Source organism: Pseudomonas sp. ATCC 43928 (genome assembly GCF_005938665.2).
In the GTDB taxonomy this organism is placed as follows: domain Bacteria; phylum Pseudomonadota; class Gammaproteobacteria; order Pseudomonadales; family Pseudomonadaceae; genus Aquipseudomonas.
Genome location: NZ_CP041753.1, coordinates 4,624,532 through 4,649,129, shown reverse-complemented (window position 1 = coordinate 4,649,129; position 24,598 = coordinate 4,624,532). Strand labels below are relative to the sequence as shown.

23 protein-coding genes and 1 pseudogene are annotated in these 24,598 nt (G+C 58.7%); 5 read left to right on the top strand and 19 right to left on the bottom strand.

Going from position 1 to position 24,598, the window contains the following annotated elements:
• Window positions 1–9: 9 nt before the first annotated feature.
• Window positions 10–1,425 (bottom strand): cytochrome c oxidase accessory protein CcoG, encoded by a 1,416-nt coding sequence (ccoG, locus tag FFH90_RS21120; RefSeq protein ID WP_007933370.1) that lies wholly within the window; start codon window positions 1,423–1,425, stop codon window positions 10–12.
• 486 nt (window positions 1,426–1,911) lie between these two features.
• Between ccoG and FFH90_RS21115 the strand changes: the two genes are divergently transcribed.
• Window positions 1,912–2,928 carry a metallophosphoesterase gene (locus FFH90_RS21115; RefSeq protein ID WP_138866044.1) on the top strand — a complete coding sequence of 339 codons (1,017 nt, stop codon included), beginning with the start codon at window positions 1,912–1,914 and terminating at the stop codon, window positions 2,926–2,928.
• A 19-nt stretch (window positions 2,929–2,947) separates the two neighbouring features.
• Here the strand turns inward: FFH90_RS21115 and FFH90_RS21110 are convergent.
• The 9 genes from FFH90_RS21110 to ccoN (FFH90_RS21070) all read right to left on the bottom strand — a co-directional run bounded on the left by FFH90_RS21110 (window position 2,948) and on the right by ccoN (FFH90_RS21070) (window position 11,189).
• A protein-coding gene (locus tag FFH90_RS21110) for an IS3 family transposase (protein ID WP_168206155.1) occupies window positions 2,948–4,170 on the bottom strand; the annotation gives its coding sequence in 2 pieces (ribosomal slippage) (window positions 2,948–3,819 and window positions 3,819–4,170; 1,224 coding nt in all).
• A 117-nt stretch (window positions 4,171–4,287) separates the two neighbouring features.
• Window positions 4,288–5,271 carry a cytochrome-c oxidase, cbb3-type subunit III gene (gene ccoP, locus FFH90_RS21105; protein ID WP_064619113.1) on the bottom strand — a complete coding sequence of 328 codons (984 nt, stop codon included), beginning with the start codon at window positions 5,269–5,271 and terminating at the stop codon, window positions 4,288–4,290.
• Window positions 5,268–5,453 carry a CcoQ/FixQ family Cbb3-type cytochrome c oxidase assembly chaperone gene (locus FFH90_RS21100; protein ID WP_003175465.1) on the bottom strand — a complete coding sequence of 62 codons (186 nt, stop codon included), beginning with the start codon at window positions 5,451–5,453 and terminating at the stop codon, window positions 5,268–5,270. Before FFH90_RS21100 ends, ccoP (FFH90_RS21105) begins: the two co-directional genes overlap by 4 nt.
• Window positions 5,454–5,458: 5 nt before the next feature.
• On the bottom strand, window positions 5,459–6,067 hold the full coding sequence (ccoO, locus tag FFH90_RS21095; protein ID WP_018925301.1) for a cytochrome-c oxidase, cbb3-type subunit II: 609 nt from the start codon (window positions 6,065–6,067) through the stop codon (window positions 5,459–5,461).
• Window positions 6,067–7,509, bottom strand: a complete 1,443-nt coding sequence (gene ccoN / locus FFH90_RS21090; protein WP_007942208.1) for a cytochrome-c oxidase, cbb3-type subunit I — start codon at window positions 7,507–7,509, stop codon at window positions 6,067–6,069. Before ccoN (FFH90_RS21090) ends, ccoO (FFH90_RS21095) begins: the two co-directional genes overlap by 1 nt.
• A gap of 482 nt (window positions 7,510–7,991) precedes the next feature.
• Entirely contained in the window at window positions 7,992–8,945 is a 954-nt protein-coding gene (ccoP, locus tag FFH90_RS21085) for a cytochrome-c oxidase, cbb3-type subunit III (RefSeq protein WP_138866043.1), read from the bottom strand.
• Window positions 8,942–9,142, bottom strand: coding sequence for a cbb3-type cytochrome c oxidase subunit 3 (locus FFH90_RS21080; RefSeq protein ID WP_018925303.1), 201 nt, complete (start codon window positions 9,140–9,142; stop codon window positions 8,942–8,944). Before FFH90_RS21080 ends, ccoP (FFH90_RS21085) begins: the two co-directional genes overlap by 4 nt.
• Window positions 9,143–9,145: 3 nt before the next feature.
• The gene (ccoO, locus tag FFH90_RS21075; RefSeq protein WP_007942211.1) at window positions 9,146–9,754 is read right to left on the bottom strand and encodes a cytochrome-c oxidase, cbb3-type subunit II; all 609 of its coding nucleotides are present in this window, start codon (window positions 9,752–9,754) and stop codon (window positions 9,146–9,148) included.
• A gap of 10 nt (window positions 9,755–9,764) precedes the next feature.
• The gene (gene ccoN / locus FFH90_RS21070; RefSeq protein ID WP_007942213.1) at window positions 9,765–11,189 is read right to left on the bottom strand and encodes a cytochrome-c oxidase, cbb3-type subunit I; all 1,425 of its coding nucleotides are present in this window, start codon (window positions 11,187–11,189) and stop codon (window positions 9,765–9,767) included.
• Window positions 11,190–11,300: 111 nt separating this feature from the next.
• Here ccoN (FFH90_RS21070) and FFH90_RS21065 point away from each other — a divergent pair, with 111 nt between their 5' ends.
• On the top strand, window positions 11,301–11,975 hold the full coding sequence (locus FFH90_RS21065; RefSeq protein ID WP_138866042.1) for an alpha/beta family hydrolase: 675 nt from the start codon (window positions 11,301–11,303) through the stop codon (window positions 11,973–11,975).
• Window positions 11,976–12,088: 113 nt separating this feature from the next.
• Here FFH90_RS21065 and FFH90_RS30775 read toward each other — a convergent pair.
• The 6 genes and pseudogenes from FFH90_RS30775 to acnA all read right to left on the bottom strand — a co-directional run.
• A pseudogene (locus FFH90_RS30775) lies at window positions 12,089–12,193 on the bottom strand (aerotaxis receptor Aer); the annotation flags it as partial.
• Between the two features lie 8 nt (window positions 12,194–12,201).
• Complete coding sequence (locus FFH90_RS21060) at window positions 12,202–12,621, bottom strand: type II toxin-antitoxin system YafO family toxin (protein ID WP_111454687.1); 420 nt, start codon at window positions 12,619–12,621, stop codon at window positions 12,202–12,204.
• A 6-nt stretch (window positions 12,622–12,627) separates the two neighbouring features.
• Window positions 12,628–12,774, bottom strand: coding sequence for a hypothetical protein (locus FFH90_RS30035; RefSeq protein ID WP_007942217.1), 147 nt, complete (start codon window positions 12,772–12,774; stop codon window positions 12,628–12,630).
• Window positions 12,775–13,009: 235 nt separating this feature from the next.
• Window positions 13,010–14,575 (bottom strand): PAS domain-containing methyl-accepting chemotaxis protein, encoded by a 1,566-nt coding sequence (locus FFH90_RS21055; RefSeq protein ID WP_018925305.1) that lies wholly within the window; start codon window positions 14,573–14,575, stop codon window positions 13,010–13,012.
• A 107-nt stretch (window positions 14,576–14,682) separates the two neighbouring features.
• The gene (locus FFH90_RS21050) at window positions 14,683–15,474 is read right to left on the bottom strand and encodes a CPBP family intramembrane glutamic endopeptidase (protein WP_018925306.1); all 792 of its coding nucleotides are present in this window, start codon (window positions 15,472–15,474) and stop codon (window positions 14,683–14,685) included.
• Window positions 15,475–15,779: 305 nt separating this feature from the next.
• The gene (gene acnA, locus FFH90_RS21040) at window positions 15,780–18,521 is read right to left on the bottom strand and encodes an aconitate hydratase AcnA (protein WP_138866041.1); all 2,742 of its coding nucleotides are present in this window, start codon (window positions 18,519–18,521) and stop codon (window positions 15,780–15,782) included.
• Window positions 18,522–18,743: 222 nt separating this feature from the next.
• On the opposite strand from acnA, the gene rlmM reads away from it, so the two are divergent.
• Complete coding sequence (rlmM, locus tag FFH90_RS21035; RefSeq protein ID WP_018925308.1) at window positions 18,744–19,817, top strand: 23S rRNA (cytidine(2498)-2'-O)-methyltransferase RlmM; 1,074 nt, start codon at window positions 18,744–18,746, stop codon at window positions 19,815–19,817.
• 77 nt (window positions 19,818–19,894) lie between these two features.
• Window positions 19,895–20,146, top strand: coding sequence for a sulfurtransferase TusA (gene tusA, locus FFH90_RS21030; protein WP_007907805.1), 252 nt, complete (start codon window positions 19,895–19,897; stop codon window positions 20,144–20,146).
• A gap of 39 nt (window positions 20,147–20,185) precedes the next feature.
• On the opposite strand, the gene FFH90_RS21025 is transcribed toward tusA, so the two are convergent.
• Window positions 20,186–21,408 (bottom strand): IS3 family transposase gene (locus FFH90_RS21025; protein ID WP_168206155.1). Its coding sequence is split into 2 segments (ribosomal slippage): window positions 20,186–21,057 and window positions 21,057–21,408, totalling 1,224 coding nucleotides; the frame shifts between segments, so codons are not numbered across the junction.
• Between the two features lie 101 nt (window positions 21,409–21,509).
• A complete protein-coding gene (locus FFH90_RS21020) occupies window positions 21,510–22,919 on the bottom strand; it encodes an MATE family efflux transporter (RefSeq protein WP_138866040.1) in 1,410 nt (469 codons plus the stop codon).
• A gap of 214 nt (window positions 22,920–23,133) precedes the next feature.
• On the opposite strand from FFH90_RS21020, the gene pdxB reads away from it, so the two are divergent.
• Window positions 23,134–24,276 (top strand): 4-phosphoerythronate dehydrogenase PdxB, encoded by a 1,143-nt coding sequence (gene pdxB / locus FFH90_RS21015; RefSeq protein WP_138866039.1) that lies wholly within the window; start codon window positions 23,134–23,136, stop codon window positions 24,274–24,276.
• A 91-nt stretch (window positions 24,277–24,367) separates the two neighbouring features.
• Here pdxB and FFH90_RS21010 read toward each other — a convergent pair whose 3' ends face one another.
• Window positions 24,368–24,547, bottom strand: coding sequence for a PA1571 family protein (locus FFH90_RS21010; RefSeq protein ID WP_018925311.1), 180 nt, complete (start codon window positions 24,545–24,547; stop codon window positions 24,368–24,370).
• Window positions 24,548–24,598: the final 51 nt, after the last annotated feature.

Genomic DNA, 24,598 nt, shown 5'->3' with positions numbered 1-24,598 from the left:
TCACTTCTCTCAACGAATTTGTGGGCCGATGAATCGGCTCTTGGCTTCAACGTGGACGCTGGCGTCATCGGCATCCTTGAGGATGAATTTCACCTCGTTGGTGCTCGACGGCAGTTGCTCCGGCGAGCTGGACAACTCGACCGGCTGGCTGAAAATTTCCCCGGCGGCGACTTTGATCTCGCGCTTGCCTTGCAGCTTGAGGTCCGGCAGGCCGGTGGCTTCGAGCACGTAGGTGTGGTCGCGCTGGTCCTTGTTCATGATCTTCAGGCTGTAGACGTTTTCGATCCGGCCTTCGGCGTTCTCACGGTACAGCACGCGGTCTTTGCTGACATCGAAACCGACCAGCGAGCGCATGAAGAACGCGGTCACCAGCAACGCGATCATGGTCAGCAACACCAGGGCGTAGCCGATCAGGCGAGGGCGCAGTTTATGGGTTTTTTGCCCCGACAGGTTGTGCTCAGTGGTGTAGCTGATCAGGCCGCGTGGGTAATCCATCTTGTCCATGATGCTATCGCAGGCGTCGATGCAGGCCGCACAGCCGATGCATTCGATTTGCAGGCCGTCGCGGATGTCGATGCCGGTGGGGCAGACCTGGACGCACATGGTGCAGTCGATGCAATCGCCCAGGCCCTGAGCCTTGTAGTCGATGCCTTTCTTGCGCGGGCCACGGCTTTCGCCACGGCGCGGGTCGTAGGAGACGATCAGCGTGTCCTTGTCGAACATCACGCTCTGGAAGCGGGCGTACGGGCACATGTAAATGCACACCTGTTCGCGTAGCCAGCCGGCGTTGCCGTAGGTGGCGAGGGTGAAGAAACCGACCCAGAAATACGACCAGCCATCGGCTTCACCGGTGAAGAAGTCGATCACCAGTTCACGAATCGGCGAGAAGTAGCCGACGAAGGTCATGCCGGTCACGAAGCCGATCAGCAGCCACATCGTGTGCTTGCTGAATTTGCGCAGGAATTTGTTGGCGCTCATCGGCGCCTTGTCGAGCTTGATGCGCTGGTTGCGGTCGCCTTCGGTGACCTTTTCGCACCACATGAAGATCCAGGTCCAGACGCTTTGCGGGCAGGTGTAGCCGCACCAGACCCGACCGGCATACACGGTAATGAAGAACAGGCCGAAGGCGCTGATGATCAGAATGCCCGAGAGCAGGATGAAGTCCTGGGGCCAGAAGGTCGCGCCAAAAATGAAGAACTTACGCTCCGGCAGGTTCCACCAGACGGCCTGATGACCGCCCCAACTCAGCCACACCGTGCCGAAATACAGCAGAAACAGTGCGGCACCACCCGTCATCCGCAGGTTGCGGAACAGGCCGGTGAAGGCGCGGGTGTAGATCTTTTCTCGAGAGGCGTAGAGGTCGACGCTGTTGTTCGCGTTCTTGGCAGGTGGAGTGACGTCGTGTACCGGAATCTGATTGCTCATCATTGCATCCCACGGCAGTGGAAAAATGCCTCGGTCAGTACGTGCCGACCGCGGTCAAAAAGAGGTGTTGCAGTGGCGCAATGATACGCCTGTAGCTCTAACTCAAGGGTGCGACCTTTGGTCACGTTGGTGGAAATCAACTGACAGTGTAATGACTTGAATCAATTGACTTGTGAATTATGGACGGTTTTGAGGGGGCGGTGAGCTCATTCGAGCGCTACGGTGGCATCGACCGGCAAAATCCTGGCATCGAAGGCGGTAGGACGCGGTGGCGCTTCAGCCAGGCGCGCATTACGTTTCCCTGTACGGGGGGGCTACGCTCCTGGCGAAAGCAACGCCGTCAGTTGTTATAAGTAAGTCGGAAATATATTAACTGAATTGCCCACTGTTTGATGTTTGCGGTTTTCTATTTTCTGGAATAAGTTGTTCTGGTATGCAGTTATTCAATAACGGCGTGTCTATCTAATATTACGGAAATGGAATTCTATGAACATTGTAAAAGGTGCGAAGTTATTCGCATGCATGTGGATCCTGTCGCTGGCATCTATCGCACATTCAAATGAAGGTACACCTATTCATATGGTCTTCGCGTCTGATCCGCAGTATCCGTGGACGGATAAAACGGACAGTGAGGAATATGAATCCGACAAAGAGTTTGAACAGCGTGCCAAATGGCTGGTGGAGACCCAGTTCGCGAGTATTGCGGATTTCAGAAGCAAAATGGGCGGTCAGTCGCAAGTGCCGTTGATGATCAACGGTGACATGACGGCGTTTGGTCATGGCTGGCAGCGCTCGTATATCCGTTCGACGCTGCAGAAATACTTTAATAAAGACTATCTGTACGGCTTGGGTAATCATGACTATCAGAACAATGTCGATGATTGTTTTACTAATAGTTGTGCGACGGGCAGTATTGTCGAATATCAAGAGCATCATGCCGACAAGGTAGATAACTTCGATTTGAAGGTTACGGGTTTTTTGTTCGATAAGACGTATTCGGGTAGTCTTGCCTATTCCAAAAACATAGGGGAGGTTCATCTGGTCCAGCTTAATAATGAGCCGACTTATGCAACCAAAATTTCCCATCCCCTGAATCCTACGACTTTTAATATTACCGCTGCACTGGATTGGCTTGAAAATGATTTGCGAACCGCCCGGGTCCAAGGTTATGCGATCATTATCAACATGCATAAACCCTATGACTGGCAGGGTGACTGGAGTCAGGAAAGTCGTTTCAGGGATATGATCGCAAAATATGAGGTGACGGCCATATTCGCCGGTCATCTTCATGAAAACGGCGGTTCCATGTCCTATAGGGGGAACGTGCCCGTTTTCCTCAGTGGCAGCGCTTCCCAGGAGACCTATCTGATTGCCAGTTTTTCCGCGGATCGCAAGCAACTGCAGGTCGATCTGGTCGAAAACAACCAGTGGCATAACCGCAAGCTTGTAGCGAAAGTGCCGGTGAAATCAATTTTCGCCAGTCGCTGTCTAGTCCTGAAATAGGTTTACACCTGTTTCACCCTCAAAACGCCCGATGCACCGCATCGGGCGTTTTGCATTTCAACGATAGGTGCGGACGTTTGCTGTTGTAGATGCTTATCGACTCGTCGACCATTCGAATCGCCTCGGCCAGATCTCTAGGTCGGTGAAGCAGAAACTCTGTCTTCAAGATCCCGTTCACACGCTCTGCCAAAGCGTTCTGATAACAGTCATACCCGTCGGTCATCGAGCACCTGATTCCATGTTTGGCGTGCAACTTCTGGTAGAGATCAGAGCAGTATTGCGAGCCGCGATCTGAGTGATGCACCAGCGTCTGATCCGTTCTTCTGCCCCGTAGAGCCTTACTCATCGCCTGGATGACCGATTCGGTGTGCAGGGTTTCATGCACGTGATGGCCGACGATTTTGCGAGAGTAGGCATCGGTCACCAAGCTCACATAGGCAACGCTTTGTTGGGTCGGCAAATAGGTGATGTCCGCCACCCAGACCTGCTCGGGTCCCGTGGCAGTCACTTGATCAGGGCCAGGTTTTAACCGGTTCGGATGTCGGCGGAAGCGATGATGGCTGTCAGTGGTCTTGTGATAGGCGCGCTTGCGAGGAACCAGTTGCCGATTGTCTCGCAAGATATCGAATAGCCGATCTCGACCTACCGTTTGCGTCAGCTCAGGCTCCGCCTGCATAAGGCCATGCAGCTTGCGAGTGCCCAGCCGGGGCATCTGAAGACGTGTTTCCAGGACAAAACCCAGCACTTTCTGAGCATGACTGGCTTGCGCGTCATAAGCCCGGTTTCGTTTGTAGTACGCCTGCCGGGATATGCCCAGAAACTGGCAAGCCCTCTGAATGCTCAGGCCTTGGACTTGCCCTTGGGTGAGGACTTGCCGGATCGCTTTTTTACGATAGAAACCCCGTAATCGTTCTTCAACACGTCAACCACCGCTTCGAAGAATTGGGCTTTCTGATTGGCAAGGGCCAGTTTTTCCTCCAGCTCCTTGATTCGCTGCTCAGGGGTCAGCGGCAAACTTTGTTCGTCCATCGGTCGGCTCCTCTGGGCGCGAATAGAGGCGCCTTGGCTCCAGTCCTGCCGCCCATGCTTGCGTAACCACACCAGCACAGTCGACCGCCCCTGAATCCCGTAGCGCCGTTGAGCCTCTTTATAACTCAACTCGCCTTTTTCGACCTGATCGACGACTGCCAATTTAAAGCCCAGCGTGTAATCTCGCTGGCTGCGCCTTTTCCCCGTATCCATTGGTTCCTCCTGAAGATAAGTCAGAAGGTGTAAACCTTATTCAGGACGAGACACGCCCATGAAAAAGGCCCCGCCAGATCACTGGCGGGGCCTTTTTTGTTGCATCGAGCGTTTGCCTTACTGGGTGTCTGCCACCGGCGCTTTCTCACCGTGAGAGAGGCTGTAGACGTAAGCGGCCAGCAGGTGAACCTTGTCGTTGCCTTGCAGCTGTTCTTGCGCAGGCATCTGGCCCTGACGGCCGTAACGGATGGTCTGCTGCAGTTGAGCGAAGCTCGAACCGTAGATGAACGCTGCCGGGTGAGTCAGGTTAGGGGCGCCCATGGCCGGGGTGCCTTTGCCTTCCGGACCGTGGCAAGCCACGCAGTTGGCAGCGAACAGCTTCTGGCCGGCAACCGGGTCAGCCTTGGCGCCTTCCGGCAGTTTGCGGCCATCGAGGCTGGTCAGCACGTAAGCGGCAACGTCACTGACGCCTTGTTCGCCGATCACTTCGGCCCAGGCCGGCATCACGGCGTGACGGCCGCCCATGATGGTGGTCTTGATGGTTGCCGCTTCACCGCCCCAGCGCCAGTCGGCGTCGGTCAGGTTAGGGAAGCCATAAGCGCCTTTGGCGTCGGAACCGTGGCAGACCGAGCAGTTGGAGGCGAACAGGCGGCCACCCATCTTCAGGGCTTGCGGGTCCTTGGCGACTTCTTCGATTGGCATGGAAGCGAACTTGGCGAAGATCGGGCCGAACTTGGCGTCCGACCTGGCCATTTCCTTTTCCCACTCGTGGACGCCGGTCCAGCCGGTCTGGCCGTTGGCGAACGCGGTCTGCTTCTCGTTATCCAGGTAGTTGTAACCTGGCAACAGGCCTTTCCAGTTACCCAGGCCCGGGTACAGGACCAGATAGCCAAGGGCGAAGATGATGGTGCCCACGAACAGCATGAACCACCATTTCGGCAGTGGGTTGTCGTACTCCTCGATCCCGTCGAAGGAGTGGCCGACCGTCTCGTCGGTCTGCTCGGCGCGCTGGCCCTTGCGGGTGGACAGCAGCAGCCAGGTCAGGGCGAAGATGGTGCCGAGACTGAGGACTGTGACGTACAGACTCCAGAACGTAGTCATTCTTTGTTACTCCTAGAAGCTTGCTCGACGTGCTTGATGGCTTCGGGATCATCCGCGAAAGGCAGCAAGGTCGCGTCTTCAAACTCCGACTTGCGCTTGGGGCTGAATACCCACAACGCCAGACCGATGAAGGCCACCATCACAACAACGGTGCCCAGGCCACGAATCATCCCGATATCCATCTAAATCACCGTTTGCTTTTGATGATGGTGCCCAGGCCTTGCAGATAGGCCACCAGCGCGTCCATTTCGGTTTTGCCCTTCACAGCATCCTTGGCGCCGGCGATGTCTTCGTCGGTGTAAGGGACGCCGAGCGTGCGCAAGACTTCCATTTTCTTGGCGGTGTCTTTGCCGTCGAGCTTGTTTTCCACGAGGAACGGGTAAGCCGGCATTTTCGACTCGGGCACCACGTTGCGCGGGTTGTACAAGTGCGCACGCTGCCAGTCATCGGAGTAACGACCGCCGACACGGGCCAGGTCCGGACCGGTACGCTTGGAACCCCACAGGAACGGGTGATCCCAGACGCTTTCACCGGCGACCGAGTAGTGGCCGTAGCGTTCGGTTTCAGCACGGAACGGGCGGATCATCTGCGAGTGGCAGCCGACACAACCGTTGGCGATGTAGATGTCGCGGCCTTCCAGTTCAAGGGCGGTACGAGGCTTCATGCCCTCGACCGGCTTGTTGGTAACGTCCTGGAAAAACAGCGGAACGATCTGGGTCAGGCCGCCGATGCTGACGGCGATAACCATGAAGAAGGCCAGCAGGCCAATATTCTTCTCGACTGCTTCATGCTTCATCAGTGAGCTCCAACTACAGCAATCTTGGCGGCGGCTTCAGCTTCAGCCGGGTCCGAGGCACGAACGGTACGGAACACGTTGTAGGCCATCAACAGCATGCCGCTGGCAAAGAACGCGCCGCCCAGGGCACGAACGATGAAACCAGGGTGGCTGGCTTGCAGCGCTTCCACGAACGAGTAGGTGAGGGTGCCGTCGTCGTTGATTGCACGCCACATCAGGCCCTGGGTGATGCCGTTGACCCACATCGAAGCGATGTACAACACGGTACCGATGGTCGCGAGCCAGAAGTGCGCGTTGATCAGACCGGTGCTGTGCATTTGTGCACGGCCGAACAGTTTCGGGATCATGTGGTAGATGGCGCCGATCGAGATCATCGCTACCCAGCCCAAGGCGCCGGCGTGTACGTGGCCGATGGTCCAGTCGGTGTAGTGCGAGAGCGAGTTGACGGTCTTGATGGCCATCATCGGGCCTTCGAAGGTCGACATGCCGTAGAACGCCAGCGACACGACCAGGAAACGCAGGATCGGGTCGGTGCGCAGCTTATGCCAGGCGCCCGACAGGGTCATCATGCCGTTGATCATGCCGCCCCAGCTCGGAGCCAGCAGGATGATCGACATCGCCATGCCCAGGGACTGAGCCCAGTCCGGCAGTGCGGTGTAGTGCAGGTGGTGCGGACCGGCCCAGATGTACAGGGTGATCAGCGCCCAGAAGTGCACGATCGACAGGCGATAGGAGTAGATCGGACGCTCGGCCTGTTTCGGCACGAAGTAGTACATCATCCCCAGGAAGCCAGTGGTCAGGAAGAAGCCCACGGCGTTGTGGCCGTACCACCACTGGATCATCGCGTCGGTCGCACCCGCGTAGGCCGAGTAGGACTTGAACAGGCTGACCGGCAGCGACATGTGGTTGACGATGTGCAGCATCGCGGTCACGACGATGAAGGCACCGTAGAACCAGTTACCGACATAGATGTGCTTGGTCTTGCGCTTGACGATGGTGCCGAAGAACACCAGACCGTAGGTGACCCAGACGATGGCCAGCAGAATAGCCAGGGGCCATTCCAGTTCCGCGTATTCCTTGGTGGTGGTGAAACCCATCGGCAAGGTCACGATCGCGCCGACGATCACCGCTTGCCAACCCCAGAAGGTGAAGGCCGCGAGGCTGTCGGAGATCAGTCGCGTTTGGCAGGTTCGCTGCACGACGTAATAAGAAGTGGCAAACAGAGCACAACCACCGAAGGCGAAAATCACCAGGTTGGTGTGCAACGGGCGTAAGCGTCCAAAAGTCGTCCACGGCAGACCGAAGTTCAATTCCGGCCATACGAGCTGTGAGGCGATGAAGACACCAAGCCCCATGCCAAGGATCCCCCAGACCACCGTCATGATGGCGAACTGGCGGACTACCTTATAGTTATAAGCAGTCGGACTGATTGCTGTGCTCATTCTAAGGTTCCACGGTTTGGGTGTTTTATTAGGAGTAAAAATCGGCCGCAAGTATGGAGAAAGCGGGGGGTCATTGCAACGCGCCATGACCTGGGTCAATGCTTTCAAAACCTGATTCTGCGGCCTTTCCATGCGCCGCGTAAGGACAAAATTGCCCTCTGACAAAATGTCGCAGCGGATGAAAAAGGCGAGGGGTTCAAGTCAGATGTAACGGGGTGTGTTCAAACGCAACGATCGAGGGACAGACGGCAATTTGCGCGACAGCCGGTATCTACCAGCCTTTGCGGCCTGTCATCGAACAGAATCGTCGAACACATCGGGTAAAATCGACCTGGAACCGGCTCATGCCAGTCCGCACCGAGGAAGCTTAGACCCGAATCTGGTGAACCGAAAGGAAGGGGAACGGCAGGGTGCGACAATGGGTCGCAAAGAGGCAGGGAACTGCCGCATTCCGCAGAATGCGGCAGCAGAGCGGTCAAAAATTATTCGTTTTTGCCTTGTGCCTGCAAACGCTCGGTGCCGACTCCGTGGGACAAGCTGTACACATAAGCGGCCAGCAATTGCACCTTGTCGTTGCCCAGCAGTTCGTTTTGCGCCGGCATATGGCCCTGGCGGCCATGGCGAATAGTCTGTTGCAGTTGCGCCAGGCTGGTACCGTAGATAAAACCGGCCGGGTGCGTCAGATTCGGCGCGCCCATGGCTTCAGTGCCCTGGCCGTTTGCCCCATGACAGGCTACGCAGGTGGTGCTGAACAGTTGCTGTCCGGCTTGCACGTTGGCACCACTGTCGGCTGGTAGCGGCAGACCGGCCAATTCGTGACGCACGTACGCGGCGACGTTCTTCACCCCGGTCTCACCCAACACTTCACCCCAGGCCGGCATGGCCGCCATCCGGCCACCCATGATGGTGGTCTTGATGGTCTCGGCACTGCCGCCCCAGCGCCAATCGCTGTCAGCCAGGTTGGGAAAACCGAACGCGCCCTTGGCATCCGAGCCGTGGCACACCGAGCAGTTGGAGGCGAACAGGCGGCCGCCCATTTTCAGCGCTTGCGGGTCTTTCGCTACTTCTTCGACCGGCATGGCGGCGAATTTGGCGAAGATCGGTCCGAACTTCGCGTCTGCCTTGCTCATCTCCTTTTCCCATTCATGGACACCAGTCCAGCCGTTTTCATAACCGGGCAGGATGCCTTTCCAGTTGCCCAGGCCCGGATAAAGAATCAGGTAGCCGACCGAGAACACCAGGGTGCCGGCGAACAGCATGAACCACCACTGCGGCAGCGGGTTGTCGTACTCCTCGATGCCGTCGAAGCTGTGGCCCATGGTCTGGTCGACGCTGCCCTTGGTTTCGCCCCGGCGGGTGCCGATCAGCAGCCAGGTCAGGCCGATCAGGCTGCCGATGGTCAGTACGCAGATCCACGCACTCCAGAAGGTGGTCATGGCCGGGCGCTCCTTGTTGTTGCAGATTCTTGGGTAGTTTCGGGTTGCGGCTCGTCAGCGAACGGCAGCAGGCGCGCTTCGGCGAATTGCGGATTGCGCTTGCTGTTGAACACCCACAGTGTCAGGCCGACGAAGGCCACGAACACCACGACTGTGCCGAGGCCACGGATCAGGCCTGTGCTCATATCAATGACCATGACTCACCTCTTGCTCTTGATGGCAGTGCCGAGCACTTGCAGGTAGGCAACCAGCGCGTCCATCTCGGTCTTGCCCTTGAGCGAAGCGACTGAGCCTGCGATGTCTTCGTCGGTGTACGGCACGCCGAGGGTGCGCATGGCGCGGATCTTGGTTTCGGTGTGGCTGCTGTCGAGCGGGTTGGCCACCAGCCATGGATACGCCGGCATCTTCGATTCCGGCACCACGTTGCGCGGGTTGTACAAGTGCGCGCGGTGCCAGTCTTCGGAGTAGCGCCCGCCGACTCGCGCCAGGTCCGGCCCGGTGCGCTTGGAGCCCCAGAGGAACGGGTGATCCCACACGCTTTCCCCGGCCACCGAGTAATGGCCGTAGCGTTCGGTTTCGGCGCGGAACGGGCGGATCATCTGCGAGTGGCAACCGACGCAGCCTTCGCGGATGTAAATGTCGCGACCTTCCAGTTGCAGCGCGGTGTAGGGCTTCATGCCTTCCACCGGTTTGTTGGTCACGTCCTGGAAGAACAGCGGGACGATCTGGGTCAGGCCGCCGATGCTCACGGCGAATACCATCAGCAACATCAGCAGGCCGACGTTTTTCTCGATTGTTTCGTGTTTCATGGCGGACTCCTCAGGCGATCTGCGCGGCAGCGACGGCTTCGGCAGGCTGCGAGGCCCGCACGGTGCGCCAGGTGTTGTAAGCCATCAGCAGCATGCCGCTGAGGAAGATCGCGCCGCCGACCAGTCGCACGATGAAGCCAGGATGGCTGGCCACCAGGGTTTCGACGAAGGAGTAGGTCAGCGTGCCGTCCTCGTTGACTGCGCGCCACATCAGGCCCTGGGCGATGCCGTTGACCCACATCGAGGCGATGTACAGCACGGTGCCGATGGTGGCGAGCCAGAAGTGCGCGTTGATCAGGCCGATGCTGTGCATCTGCTCGCGGCCGAAGACTTTCGGGATCATGTGGTACAGCGCACCGATGGAAATCATTGCCACCCAGCCGAGCGCGCCGGCGTGAACGTGGCCGATGGTCCAGTCGGTGTAGTGGGAGAGGGCGTTGACCGTCTTGATCGCCATCATCGGCCCTTCGAAGGTCGACATGCCGTAGAACGCCAGGGACACCACGAGGAAACGCAGGATCGGGTCGCTGCGCAACTTATGCCAGGCACCCGACAGGGTCATCATGCCGTTGATCATCCCGCCCCAGCTCGGCGCCAGCAGGATCAGCGACATCACCATGCCCAACGACTGTGCCCAGTCTGGCAGCGCGGTGTAGTGCAAGTGGTGGGGACCGGCCCAGATGTACAGGGTGATCAGCGCCCAGAAGTGCACGATCGACAAGCGATAGGAATACACCGGGCGTTCGGCCTGTTTCGGCACGAAGTAGTACATCATCCCGAGGAAACCGGCGGTGAGGAAAAAGCCTACGGCGTTGTGGCCGTACCACCACTGCACCATGGCATCGGTCGCACCGGAGTACAGCGAGTAGGACTTGGTCAGACTCACCGGCAATTCCAGGTTGTTGACGATGTGCAGGATTGCCACGGTGATGATGAATCCACCGAAGAACCAGTTACCGACATAGATGTGCTTGGTCTTGCGTTGCATGATCGTGCCGAAGAACACGATGGCGTAAGCCACCCAGACGATGGTGATCAGGATGTCGATCGGCCATTCCAGTTCGGCGTATTCCTTGGAGCTGGTGTAACCCAGCGGCAGGCTGATCGCCGCCAACAGGATCACCAGTTGCCAGCCCCAGAAGCAGAACGCGGCGATTTTCGGCGCAAACAATCGAGTCTGGCAGGTACGCTGTACCGAGTAGAACGAACTGGCGAACAACGCACAGCCGCCGAAGGCGAAGATCACCGCGTTGGTGTGCAGCGGGCGCAACCGGCCGAAACTGGTCCATGGCAGATTGAAGTTGAGTTCGGGCCAGACCAACTGGGCGGCGAGAAAAACCCCGAGCCCCATGCCGACGATGCCCCACACCACCGTCATAATGGCGAATTGGCGGACCACCTTGTAGTTGTAGGCGGTACTGATAGAAGTGTTCATGGTTCCCCATCCACGGTTCAGCCGAAGTGAGGGCCCGTCTTTGCGAGTAAGCCGCGCAAGGCAGACGCTCCCTTCGCCTGGAGTTATAGGCAGACTAAAAGCGAGGCAAGCATGGACAAACAGCACAAGGCCAGTATTGACGGGGATCAATGGGCGCAGTGCGTGCGGGATCACGGATGGCTGTGGAATGCCGCCTCGGTGCCGGCCTCGGCGACACTGATTCTCGCCCATGGCGCGGGTGCGCCGATGGACAGCGGCTGGATGAGCGACATGGCTGCGCGCCTTGCCGAGCAAGGCGTCAACGTGCTGCGCTTCGAGTTTCCGTACATGGCCCAACGGCGAGTGGACGGCGGCAAGCGCCCACCGAACCCGGTGCCGAAACTGCTGGAATGCTGGCGCGAGGTGTACGCCGTGGTGCGACGCCATGTCACTGGGCGTCTGGCCATTGGCGGCAAGTCCATGGGCGGGCGGATGGCCAGTCTTTTGGCCGATGAGCTGGAAGCGGATGCGCTGGTGTGCCTCGGTTATCCGTTTTATGCCGTCGGCAAACCGGAGAAACCTCGGGTTGAGCACTTGGCTGCGCTAAAGACACGGACGTTGATTGTGCAGGGTGAGCGCGATGCGCTGGGCAATCGTGAGGCCGTTGAGGCTTATACGTTGGCGCCGGGTATCGAGGTGTTCTGGCTGGCGGCGGGGGATCATGATTTGAAGCCGTTGAAGGCTTCAGGGTTTACGCATGAGCAGCATTTGGACGCGACAGCGAAGAAGGTCGCCGGGTTTTTGTGAGAAGCAAGATCAAAAGATCGTCCGAACGCGGCCCGAGCCTTCGTCAGCTCCTACAGGGTGTACGCCGTTCAAATGTAGGAGCTGGCGCAGCCTGCGATCTTTTGACTTTGTTGTCAGCGGTTAAACCGCTCCACCAACGAATACCGGGTATTCGCGGTCTTGGTTAGTTCCTCACTCAGCAGCGCCGAGTTTTGTGCCTGTTCCGAGGTCTGGTCCGTCATTTGAATCAACAGTCGTCCAGGTCGGGAAAGATGACTTTACCCACTACCCAAGGCCCAACGATTTCACAATGCACGGTGCGCAGGAATGAACCCCACTCACTTCGGTTATGGGCATCAGGGCCGGTGACAGTCAGCAAAAGGTATTCATCCCGAAAGGCGTCAAAGGCATAGATCAGCCAGAAGTCATTGTCAGGATCTTCAACCAGAGCGGTTCGATAATACTGGCGGTCGATTTTTGCCCATCGGGCTTGAATCGCTTGAGTGCTTGCCAGGTGGATGTGGTGCATATCGCTGAGGTCGAGCCGTTCGTCTCGCCCGAAAATAGTCGGCAGTTCGCCGCACACTTTGTAGTTGTAAAAGTGTGCGGCGAAGTTTTGCCAGTTGTTTATTTGTTCAAAAAGTGCAGAGATTTTGACAGCTGGCATCCATGGCTACTTTCTAATAGGTAGCTTGCCAGTGATCACAAATTTATCGAACGCTTTTTGCCCATCACGCGCGGCTTGCTGAACATCAAGGAACGTCAGTTCATCGCGAACGACCTTTTTGTCGGGCTTGCCGATCTTTCTAGTGGTGGCCATCGGAGCCTCCGAAGGAGATGTATTCATGCTGACCAGCTTAAGTGATTGAGTTTTTACCGGCAAACAATAGAGTCGGACTCTGAGGTGGACAAGTCGGGGGATTCTGGGCCGGTTGTAGGCAGGGGCGCATAGATGTGTAATCTGAGGCGGCGGTCTCGCGGCACCAGACCTTTCAGAATGACGATAAAAAACCCGGAAGCTTTCGCTGTCCGGGTTTTTTGTTTTTCGACCACGATCAGCGGTTAAACCGCTCCACCAACGAATACTGGGTATTCGCCGTCTTGGTCAGTTCTTCACTCAGTAGCGCCGAGTTCTGTGCCTGTTCCGAGGTCTGATCAGCCAGTTGCGAGATGTTGCTGATGTTGCGGCTGATTTCTTCGGCCACCGAACTTTGCTCTTCGGTCGCGGCAGCGATCTGGGTGGTCATGTCGGTGATGTGGGCTACCGCTTCGCTGATGCCCACCAGCGCCTGATCCGCTTCCAATACCCGCGCCACACCTTCTTCAGCCTGGCGATGGCCGGCCTCCATGGTTTGCACCGCCGTGCTGGCGGTTTGTTGCAGCTTGGCGATCAGGGCGTGGATCTGCCCGGTGGATTCGCTGGTGCGCTGCGCCAATTGGCGCACTTCGTCGGCCACCACCGCAAAACCACGGCCCATCTCACCAGCACGGGCGGCTTCGATCGCAGCGTTCAAGGCGAGCAGGTTGGTCTGGTCGGCAATGCCTTTGATCACATCGACCACGCCACCGATTTCGTCGCTGTCCTTGGCCAGTTGAGTGACCGTCAGACCGGTTTCACCGACCACCACCGACAGGCGTTGAATGGCTTCGCGGGTTTCACCTGCGATGTCGCGACCGCGACCGGTCAGGCGATTGGCTTCCTGAGTGGCGTCGGCGGTGCGCTGCACGTGACTGGCGACTTCCTGAGTGGTAGCGGCCATCTGATTGACGGCGGTCGCCACTTGCTCGGTCTCGACGCGCTGACGTTCCAGGCCGGTGGAGCTGTTGTGAGCCAGGGTGTCGGACTGTTTCGCTTGTTCGTTCAGATGCTCGGCGGTGTCTTGCAGGCGCGTCAGGCAGGTTTTCAGGCGAGCTTCCTGGCTGAGAATGGACATTTCCAAGCGTGCCTGGGCACCGCGGCTGTCGGTGTACATCTGCGCGATCAGCGGGTCGGACGTGGTCTGTTCGGCCAGGCGCAGCAAGCGCTTGATGCCGCGCTGTTGCCAGCTCAAGCCCATCAAGCCCAACGGCACCGAAAGACCGGCGGCGAGGGCGAAGCCCCATTGCGACGTCAGGGTGGCGCCGATCATGAAGCTCAACTGGCTGACCAGAATGAACGGCAGCCAGTCCTGAAGCACCGGCAACCACTTATCCCTTTGAGGAACGGCGGACTTGCCCTGATTGATGCGTTGGTAGAGCGCTTCGGCACGGCGGATCTGCTCGGCGGTGGGCTTGACCCGCACCGACTCGTAACCGATCACCTGATTGCCTTCGAACACCGGTGTGACATAGGCGTTAACCCAGTAGTGGTCACCGGTCTTGCAGCGATTCTTGACAATGCCCATCCATGGCAAGCCTTGTTTCAGTGTGCCCCACATGTGCGCGAACACCGCAGACGGGACGTCGGGATGACGAACCAGGTTATGCGGCGCACGGATCAGTTCTTCACGCGAAAACCCGCTGATTTCGACGAAAGCATCGTTGCAGTAGGTGATCATGCCCTTGGCATCGGTGGTGGAAATCAACCGTTGCTGCGCCGGGAAGGTCCGTTCGCGTTGTGTAATGGGCTGGTTGTTACGCATGGCTTTTTCAATCCGCAAGGCTTTGATGGTGTATCGGCATCGTTGGGCATTTATTGAAGTTTTTTTTCAATAAATCAGTAACGCGTCGCAAAACGACCGCTGCGTCATCATCCCGCGAGCATCGGATACGTGAACAAGCCGAAATGCAGCAGATTCAAACCAAAATGGGTGGCGATGGCCGCACCCAGCCCACCGAACCGGTAGGCCAGGCCATAGCCGACACCGGCCAGGCTGGCCAGCAACACCCATTGCCAGCCAGCGCCCAGATGAACGAGGCCAAATAGCAATGATGCGAGCACCAGCGCGAGGCTTTCGCCATAAGGCAGGTGTTTAAACTGCCGGCTCAGACCGCCCTGGATGTAGCCACGAAACAGCGCTTCTTCCACCAGCGTCACCAGCAACAGATTGTTCAGCATCCACAGCCAGGCCTGATCCGGCCATTTCGGTGCCCAACTGATCACCCCCAGCAATAGCGCACCACCCAGAGCCAGTACGGCACTCACGGTCAGGGCGAGGGCGGTGGCATACACCGACAGGCGCAGGGAGCGCCGGCCGACAATCCATGGGCAGACCAGTAACAGCCAGAAGCCGATCAGGGGTTTGTCCTGATTCAGGTACATGGCGAACCGCACGGCATCGTCGGTGAAACGCAGGGGATCGATAGCGCGACCGTTGTAGAAACCGGGAAGCCAGTGTGTCGCCAGCGCCACCGCCAGGACGATGAACAAGCCGTGGCCGAGGTAGCGGCCGAGGGGGATCTGTTGTTGGCGAACGGCGAAACCGGCGATCAGCAGTAACCCGAAAGAAATGGCAGCCAGCCAGCCGAGATGGCCGTAGATCAAAGCCAGGCTGTAGCCGAGCGAGAGAAGTGCCAGATAGATCCATGGCAGAGCGATCATTTGAAGTCCTTGTTTCAGAGATTCTGCAGGTTGCCCGGCCTATGTGGGAGCGACCTGTGGCGAGGGGGGTTGCCCCCGTTGGGTTGCGAAGCAGCCCCCAAATCTCAGATATACCAAAGATCTTGTGAGTGCTACGCACCTCAAACGGGGCGGTGCGGCGTTCCGACAAGCCCCCTCGCCATGGGTCGCCCCCACATTGGTCATGTGTCGTACACAACACCTATGCAATTGGAACGCGATTATAGAGACATACACCGCCCAAACAAAAACACCGCCCGAAGGCGGTGTCGTTGTCAGCGGAGGCGTTACGAGGCAATCAACTGCCGCAACACGTAATGCAAAATCCCTCCGGCCTTGAAGTACTCCACTTCGTTCAGGGTATCGATCCGGCACAATACCTCGACCTTCTCCTGGCTGCCGTCTTCACGGGTGATGACCAGCGTCAGGTTCATCCGCGGAGTCAGTTCGACGCCCGTCAGGCCAAGAATGTCCAGGGTTTCCTTGCCGGTGAGGTTCAGGCTCTTGCGGTTCTGATCCAGCTTGAACTGCAATGGCAACACGCCCATGCCCACCAGATTTGAACGGTGAATCCGCTCGAAGCTTTCAGCGATGACGGCTTTGACCCCCAGCAGGTTGGTGCCCTTGGCCGCCCAGTCACGGCTCGATCCGGTGCCGTATTCTTGCCCGGCGATCACCACCAGGGGCGTGCCCGCTGCCTGGTAACGCATGGCCGCGTCGTAGATCGGCAGTTTTTCCCCGGTCGGAATGTAAATCGTGTTGCCGCCTTCTTCACCACCGAGCATTTCGTTGCGAATGCGGATGTTGGCGAAGGTGCCGCGCATCATCACTTCGTGGTTACCGCGACGCGAGCCGTAGGAGTTGAAGTCCCGTGGTTCCACCCCTTGTTCGCGCAGGTAACGGCCGGCAGGGCTGTCGGTCTTGATGTTGCCGGCGGGGGAGATGTGGTCGGTGGTTACCGAATCGCCGAGCAGCGCGAGGACTTTCGCCCCTTCGACATTCTTGACCACCGGCGCAGGGCCGCCAATGTCATCGAAGAAGGGCGGGTGCTGGATATACGTCGAATCGTTGTTCCAGACATAAGTCGCTGCCTGCGGCACTTCGATGGCTTGCCACTGCTCGTCGCCGGCGAACACTTCGGCGTACTCCTTGTGGAACATTGCGGTGTTCACCTGAGTTACCGCGTCGGCGATTTCCTTGGTGCTCGGCCAGATGTCTCGCAGGTAAACCGGGTGGCCGTCCTTGTCGTTTCCCAAGGGCTCGCTGCTGATGTCGATGCGCACCGTGCCGGCCAGCGCGTAGGCGACGACCAGGGGCGGGGAGGCCAGCCAGTTGGTTTTCACCAGCGGATGCACGCGGCCTTCGAAGTTGCGGTTGCCCGACAGCACCGAGGCGACGGTCAGGTCGGCTTTCTGGATGGCTTTTTCAATCGGCTCCGGCAACGGCCCGGAGTTGCCGATGCAGGTGGTGCAGCCATAACCGACCAGGGCAAAACCGAGTTGGTCGAGGTATTGGGTCAGACCGGCTGCCTTGTAATAGTCGGTGACCACTTTCGAACCGGGGGCCAGGGAACTCTTGACCCAGGGTTTGCGCTTGAGGCCTTTTTCCACGGCTTTTTTCGCCACCAGTCCGGCTGCCATCATCACACTGGGATTGGAGGTGTTGGTGCAGGAGGTGATCGCGGCAATCACCACCGCACCGTTTTTCAGCCGATGCGTATGGCCTTCGTGGGCGTAGTCCGCTTCACCGATCAGATCGGCGTTGCCTACCGCGACGCCACCGCCGCCCTCACTTTCGAGGCGACCTTCTTCCTTGCTGGTCGGTTTGATTTGCAGGCCGAGAAAGTCAGTGAACGCTTGCGCCACATTCGGCAACGAGACGCGGTCTTGTGGGCGTTTCGGTCCGGCGAGGCTGGCCTCGACGCTGCCCATGTCCAGGGCCAGGCTGTCGGTGAACACCGGCTCTTTGCCGGGCAGGCGCCACAGGCCCTGGGTCTTGCTGTAGGCCTCCACCAGTTTCACGGTTTCCGAGGTACGGCCGGACAGGCGCAGGTACTCCAGGGTCACCTCGTCCACCGGGAAGAAGCCGCAGGTGGCGCCGTATTCCGGAGCCATGTTCGCAATGGTCGCGCGGTCGGCCAGCGGCAGGTCGGCGAGGCCGTCGCCGTAGAACTCGACGAATTTGCCGACCACGCCTTTCTTGCGCAGCATCTGGGTGACGGTCAGCACCAGGTCGGTGGCGGTGATGCCTTCCTTGAGCTTGCCAGTGAGTTTGAAGCCGATCACTTCCGGAATCAGCATCGACACCGGTTGACCCAGCATCGCCGCTTCCGCTTCGATCCCGCCGACGCCCCAGCCGAGTACGCCGAGGCCGTTGATCATGGTGGTGTGGGAGTCAGTGCCGACCAGGGTGTCGGGGAAAGCATAGGTGCGGCCGTCCTCATCCTTGGTCCAGACCGTGCGTCCTAGGTATTCAAGGTTGACCTGGTGACAGATACCGGTGCCCGGCGGCACCACGCTGAAGTTGGCGAAGGCGCTCTGACCCCAGCGCAGGAAGGCGTACCGCTCGTGGTTGCGCTGCATTTCGATGTCGACGTTCTGTTCGAAGGCGCTTGAGCTGGCGAACTTGTCGACCATCACCGAGTGGTCGATCACCAGGTCCACCGGCGACAGCGGATTGATGCGCTGTGGGTCGCCACCGGCCTTGGCCATGGCGGCGCGCATGGCGGCCAGGTCGACCACGGCCGGGACACCGGTAAAGTCCTGCATCAATACCCGCGCGGGGCGGTATTGGATTTCGCGGTCGGAGCGACGCTCCTTGAGCCAGGCGGCAATCGCCTTGAGGTCGGCGCCGGTGACGGTTTTCTCGTCCTCCCAGCGCAGCAGGTTTTCCAGCAACACTTTCAACGACATGGGCAGCTTGTCGAGATCACCCAGGCTCTTGGCGGCTTCGGGCAAGCTGAAGTAGTGATAGGTCTTGTCGTCGACTTGTAAGGTTTTAAGGGTTTTCAGGCTATCGAGGGACGGCATTGAAATGACTCCTTTAAGTCCGCACGGCTACGGACGGAGGGAAGGGCAGAGGTTTAAACCTAGTCCTGTTTGGTGCTTAAGGCTAATAACTGGACCCTAAGGGCAAGTCCAAGGTTCCGAACTCGGCTATCATGCGCCGGTTTTCGTGACAGGCTTTGCTTCAACGCAAGCCTGGGCATCGCGCAGTGGCGCAATTTTTCCGCCAACTGCCCAGGAGTAAGAATGAACACCCTCTTTATGCATTGCCGACCGGGCTTCGAAGGCGAAGTCTGTTCCGAGATTTCCGAACATGCCGCGCGGCTGAACGTGGCCGGTTATGCCAAGGCCAAAACCGCCAGCGCCTATGCCGAATTCATCTGCACCGAAGAAGACGGCGCCGAACGCCTGATGCGTGGCCAGCGTTTCGCCGACCTGATCTTCCCGCGCCAGTGGGCCCGTGGGATCTTTATTGATCTGCCGGAAACCGACCGCATCAGCGTGATCCTCGCCCACATGGCGGACTTCCCACTGTGCGGCAGCCTGTGGCTGGAAATGGTCGACACCAACGATGGCAAAGAGCTGTCGAACTTCTGCAAGAAGTTTGAAGTGCACCTGCGCAAGGCGTTGATGGCGGCCGGCAAACTGGTGGAAGACCCCAACAAGCCGCGTCTGCTGCTGACCTTCAAGAGCGGCCGCGAAGTGTTCATGGGGCTGGCGGAGTCGAACAACTCGGCGATGTGGCCGATGGGCATTCCGCGCCTGAAGTTCCCCCGTGAAGCGCCGAGCCGTTCGACGTTGAAGCTGGAAGAGGCCTGGCATCACTTCATTCCCCGCGACCAGTGGGATGAGCGTCTGCACAGCGACATGACCGGTGTCGACCTCGGCGCCGCCCCTGGCGGCTGGACCTGGCAACTGGTCAACCGCGGCATGCTGGTGACCGCCATCGACAACGGCCCGATGGCCGAAAGCCTGATGGATACCGGTCTGGTGCAGCACTTGATGGCCGACGGTTTCACCTTCAAGCCCAAACAGCCGGTGGACTGGATGGTCTGCGACATCGTCGAGAAGCCGGCGCGCAACGCGGCGATGCTGGAAGAATGGATTGGCGAGGGGCATTGCCGGGAAGCGGTGGTCAACCTCAAGCTGCCGATGAAACAGCGTTATGCCGAAGTGAAGCGCTTGCTGGAGCGTATTGCCGAGGGGTTCAAGGCGCGGGGCATTCGGGTTGAAATCGGCTGCAAGCAGCTGTATCACGACCGTGAAGAAGTGACCTGCCATTTGCGCCGGCTTGACGTGAAAAAACCGAAATCCCGCTGATTCATACGGTCCCGCTCCCATAGGTGACCGAACACCCGGCAATGCGCGACAATGGCGGCAAGTTTCAGGAGTAAACCATGAGTGAAATGATCGATACGCCGGTTGACGGCACCCTCGATGCCACCGGCCTCAATTGCCCGGAACCGGTGATGATGCTGCACCAGCACATCCGTGACCTGGTGCCTGGCGGCCTGCTGAAGGTGATCGCCACTGACCCGTCGACCCGTCGCGACATTCCCAAGTTCTGCGTGTTCCTCGACCACGAGTTGGTGGCGCAGCACGAAGAGGCAGGCACCTACCTGTACTGGATCCGCAAGAAGCTCGCTTAACGTGTCTAGTCCTGAAATAGGTTTACACCTGTTTCACCCTCAAAACGCCCGATGCACCGCATCGGGCGTTTTGCATTTCAACGATAGGTGCGGACGTTTGCTGTTGTAGATGCTTATCGACTCGTCGACCATTCGAATCGCCTCGGCCAGATCTCTAGGTCGGTGAAGCAGAAACTCTGTCTTCAAGATCCCGTTCACACGCTCTGCCAAAGCGTTCTGATAACAGTCATACCCGTCGGTCATCGAGCACCTGATTCCATGTTTGGCGTGCAACTTCTGGTAGAGATCAGAGCAGTATTGCGAGCCGCGATCTGAGTGATGCACCAGCGTCTGATCCGTTCTTCTGCCCCGTAGAGCCTTACTCATCGCCTGGATGACCGATTCGGTGTGCAGGGTTTCATGCACGTGATGGCCGACGATTTTGCGAGAGTAGGCATCGGTCACCAAGCTCACATAGGCAACGCTTTGTTGGGTCGGCAAATAGGTGATGTCCGCCACCCAGACCTGCTCGGGTCCCGTGGCAGTCACTTGATCAGGGCCAGGTTTTAACCGGTTCGGATGTCGGCGGAAGCGATGATGGCTGTCAGTGGTCTTGTGATAGGCGCGCTTGCGAGGAACCAGTTGCCGATTGTCTCGCAAGATATCGAATAGCCGATCTCGACCTACCGTTTGCGTCAGCTCAGGCTCCGCCTGCATAAGGCCATGCAGCTTGCGAGTGCCCAGCCGGGGCATCTGAAGACGTGTTTCCAGGACAAAACCCAGCACTTTCTGAGCATGACTGGCTTGCGCGTCATAAGCCCGGTTTCGTTTGTAGTACGCCTGCCGGGATATGCCCAGAAACTGGCAAGCCCTCTGAATGCTCAGGCCTTGGACTTGCCCTTGGGTGAGGACTTGCCGGATCGCTTTTTTACGATAGAAACCCCGTAATCGTTCTTCAACACGTCAACCACCGCTTCGAAGAATTGGGCTTTCTGATTGGCAAGGGCCAGTTTTTCCTCCAGCTCCTTGATTCGCTGCTCAGGGGTCAGCGGCAAACTTTGTTCGTCCATCGGTCGGCTCCTCTGGGCGCGAATAGAGGCGCCTTGGCTCCAGTCCTGCCGCCCATGCTTGCGTAACCACACCAGCACAGTCGACCGCCCCTGAATCCCGTAGCGCCGTTGAGCCTCTTTATAACTCAACTCGCCTTTTTCGACCTGATCGACGACTGCCAATTTAAAGCCCAGCGTGTAATCTCGCTGGCTGCGCCTTTTCCCCGTATCCATTGGTTCCTCCTGAAGATAAGTCAGAAGGTGTAAACCTTATTCAGGACGAGACAACGGGCACAAAAAAGGCCTGCATGTGCAGGCCCTTTTTTTGCGCTCGCTTAATCGGTCGAACGGCTGATGCGGATCCGCTTGCGTGCGCTGCGCGCCAGGCGGATCGACAGCATCAGCGCCGCGCAACTCAAGCCGACGATCAAACCCTGCCACAGCCCGCTCGGGCCGCTCGGCGCGCCGAACCAATCGGTCAGGCCCAAGGCGTAACCCACCGGCAAACCGATGCCCCAATAAGCGAACAGCGTCAGGATCATCGTCACTCGCGTGTCTTGATAGCCGCGCAGTGCACCGGCCGCCGTCACCTGGATCGCATCGGAAAACTGGAACAGCGCCGAGTACACAATCAGCATCGCGGCCACGTGAATCACCGTCGGGTCGGCGGTGTAGATCGCGGCGATGGGTTCACGCAGCAACAGCATCATGCTTGCGGAAATACACGCATAAGCCAGTGCCGTGCCCATGCCGACTCCGGCGGCGAAGCGTGCTTCGCGTGGTTCTTCGCGGCCCAGTGCCTGGCCGACCCGCACGGTCACGGCCATGCCCAGGGAGTAGGGGATCATGAACACCAGTGAGCTGAAATTCAGGGCGATCTGGTGCCCGGCGACCACAGTGGCGCCGAGGCTGCCGATCAGCAGGGCGATCACCGCAAAGATGCTCGACTCGGCGAAAACGGCGATGCCGATCGGCAGGCCGATGCCCAGCAAGCGTTTGATCACCGCCCACTGGGGCCAGTCGAAACGGCTGAACAACTGGCTCGACTGATAGGCCGGTGCCCAGCGTTCCCAGCCGGCCATCCCCAGCGCCATCACCCACATCACGATTGCCGTGGCCCAGCCGCAGCCGACACCGCCCATCGCCGGCACACCAAAGTGGCCATAGATGAAGATGTAATTGAGCGGAATGTTCAGCGCCAGCCCGCACAAACCAAGGACCATGGCCGGACGCGTGCGACCCAGGCCATCACTGAAACAGCGCAATACGTGATAGAACGCGACGGCGGGCAGGCCGCTGGCGATGCCGTGCAGGTACTGCATGCACGGGCCGATCAGCTCGGGATCGACCTTCATGAAATGCAGGATCGGTTCGGCGCTGAACAGCAGGCCGGTCGCCATCAAACCCACCACCAGCGCCAACCACAAGGCCTGACGCACGATCGGGCCAATCTCGCTGTGAGTGCCGGCACCGAAGCGCTGAGCGACTTTCGGGGTGGTGGCCAGCAGCGTACCGGTCATCAACAGAAACACCGGCACCCAGATCGAGTTGCCCAGCGCGACGGCCGCAAGATCGCGAGGCCCGACCCGTCCCGCCATCACCGCATCGACGAAGCCCATGGCGGTGGTCGCCAGTTGCGCGATCATGATCGGCAACGCCAGGCCGAGCAGGTTTTTCAGCTCCAGGCGAACCCGGGCCGGGCGGTTGAGGGAAATAGCGGCGGTGGGGTCAGTCACGGAATTCAAGGCGAAACGTCCAAAGGATTTTGATGCGCGAGGCGGCGCATTCTACGCCTTGACGCAATGGTCAGGAAAAATCCTGTGTTGCGGATTTGTAATCGGTTTTACAGGCATCCCCCACTCCCTCGCCACAGAGGGGGGGGCGACTAAGGTGCTTAATACCTGCTGGCCCATCACCTCCATCTGCGCCTAAACTGCCGGTCCGCCAAAGGAGCCTGCCATGTTGATTGTTGCCGACGAAAATATCCCGTTGCTCGATGCCTTCTTCGAAGGTTTCGGTGAAATCCGCCGAGTGCCGGGACGTTCCATCGACCGCGCCACCGTCGAGCAGGCCGATGTACTGCTGGTGCGCTCAGTGACCAACGTCAACCGTGCATTGCTCGAAGGCAGCAACGTGCGCTTTGTCGGCACGTGCACCATCGGCACCGATCATTTGGACCTGGACTACTTTCAGCAGGCCGGCATCACCTGGTCCAGTGCGCCAGGCTGCAATGCCCGGGGTGTAGTCGATTACGTGCTGGGCAGTCTGCTGACCCTGGCCGAAATCGAAGGGGTCGACCTGGCTCAGCGCACTTACGGCGTGGTCGGCGCCGGCGAGGTGGGCGGGCGGCTGGTCAAGGTTCTGCAAGGCCTGGGCTGGAATGTGCTGGTTTGCGATCCGCCACGGCAAGCCGCTGAAGGGGGCGATTACGTCAGTCTCGAGCAGATCATCGAGCAATGCGATGTCATCAGCCTGCATACGCCGCTGGACAAGCAAGGCCCTCAGGCAACCTGGCATCTGTTCGATAAAAACCGTTTGAACCAACTCAAACCCGGCACCTGGCTGATCAACGCAAGTCGTGGCCCGGTGATCGACAACGCCGCCCTGCGTCAGGTGCTGTTGCAACGTGAAGATCTGCAAGCGGTGCTGGATGTCTGGGAGGCTGAGCCTGAAGTCGATGTAGCGCTGGCGGAGTTGTGTGTCATCGCGACGCCGCACATTGCCGGCTACAGCCTCGACGGCAAACAGCGCGGGACGGCGCAGATCTATCAGGCGTTTTGCAAATTTCTTGGGCAACCGGAACAGGTCAGCCTGAACGATTTGCTGCCAGCGCCATGGCTGTCGGCTGTTACGTTGAATGCTGATACCGATCCGGCCTGGGCGCTGGCGATGTTGTGCCGTGGCGTGTACGACCCGCGCCGTGATGACGCGGATTTCCGTCGCAGCCTCGTAGGCAATGTGAGTGAACAGCGTGCGGCGTTCGATGGGCTGCGCAAGCATTACCCGCTGCGGCGTGAGATCGATGGGTTGAAAGTGCGAATTGAAGGGGATTCGCCGGCGTTGCAGCAGATCGTGGCGGCCTTAGGCGCAACCTCGGCCTAGCAAACTGACCGGATCCCTACAAAAGCCACACAAAACAGGCACCCATAAAAAACCCGGCCAACAGGGCCGGGTCAAGAAGACGGTGGCTATATCACTTTTGTTCGGCAGGCTTGACCAATCGCTTTTCCAGTTCGCGACAAGCGTCCTGGATCATGCTTTCAGTGATCGGTACTTCACGCCCATCCTCATCGATAATCGAGCAACCCAGAGACTGGTCTGGCTGTGTGCGGATCACTTGAATCTTGTCATCGCTGCTGTTTTGCAAGGACATGGCCTGTCTCCTCATCAGGTTGTGCGCTTACTGTAAAACCGCCAGGTGACC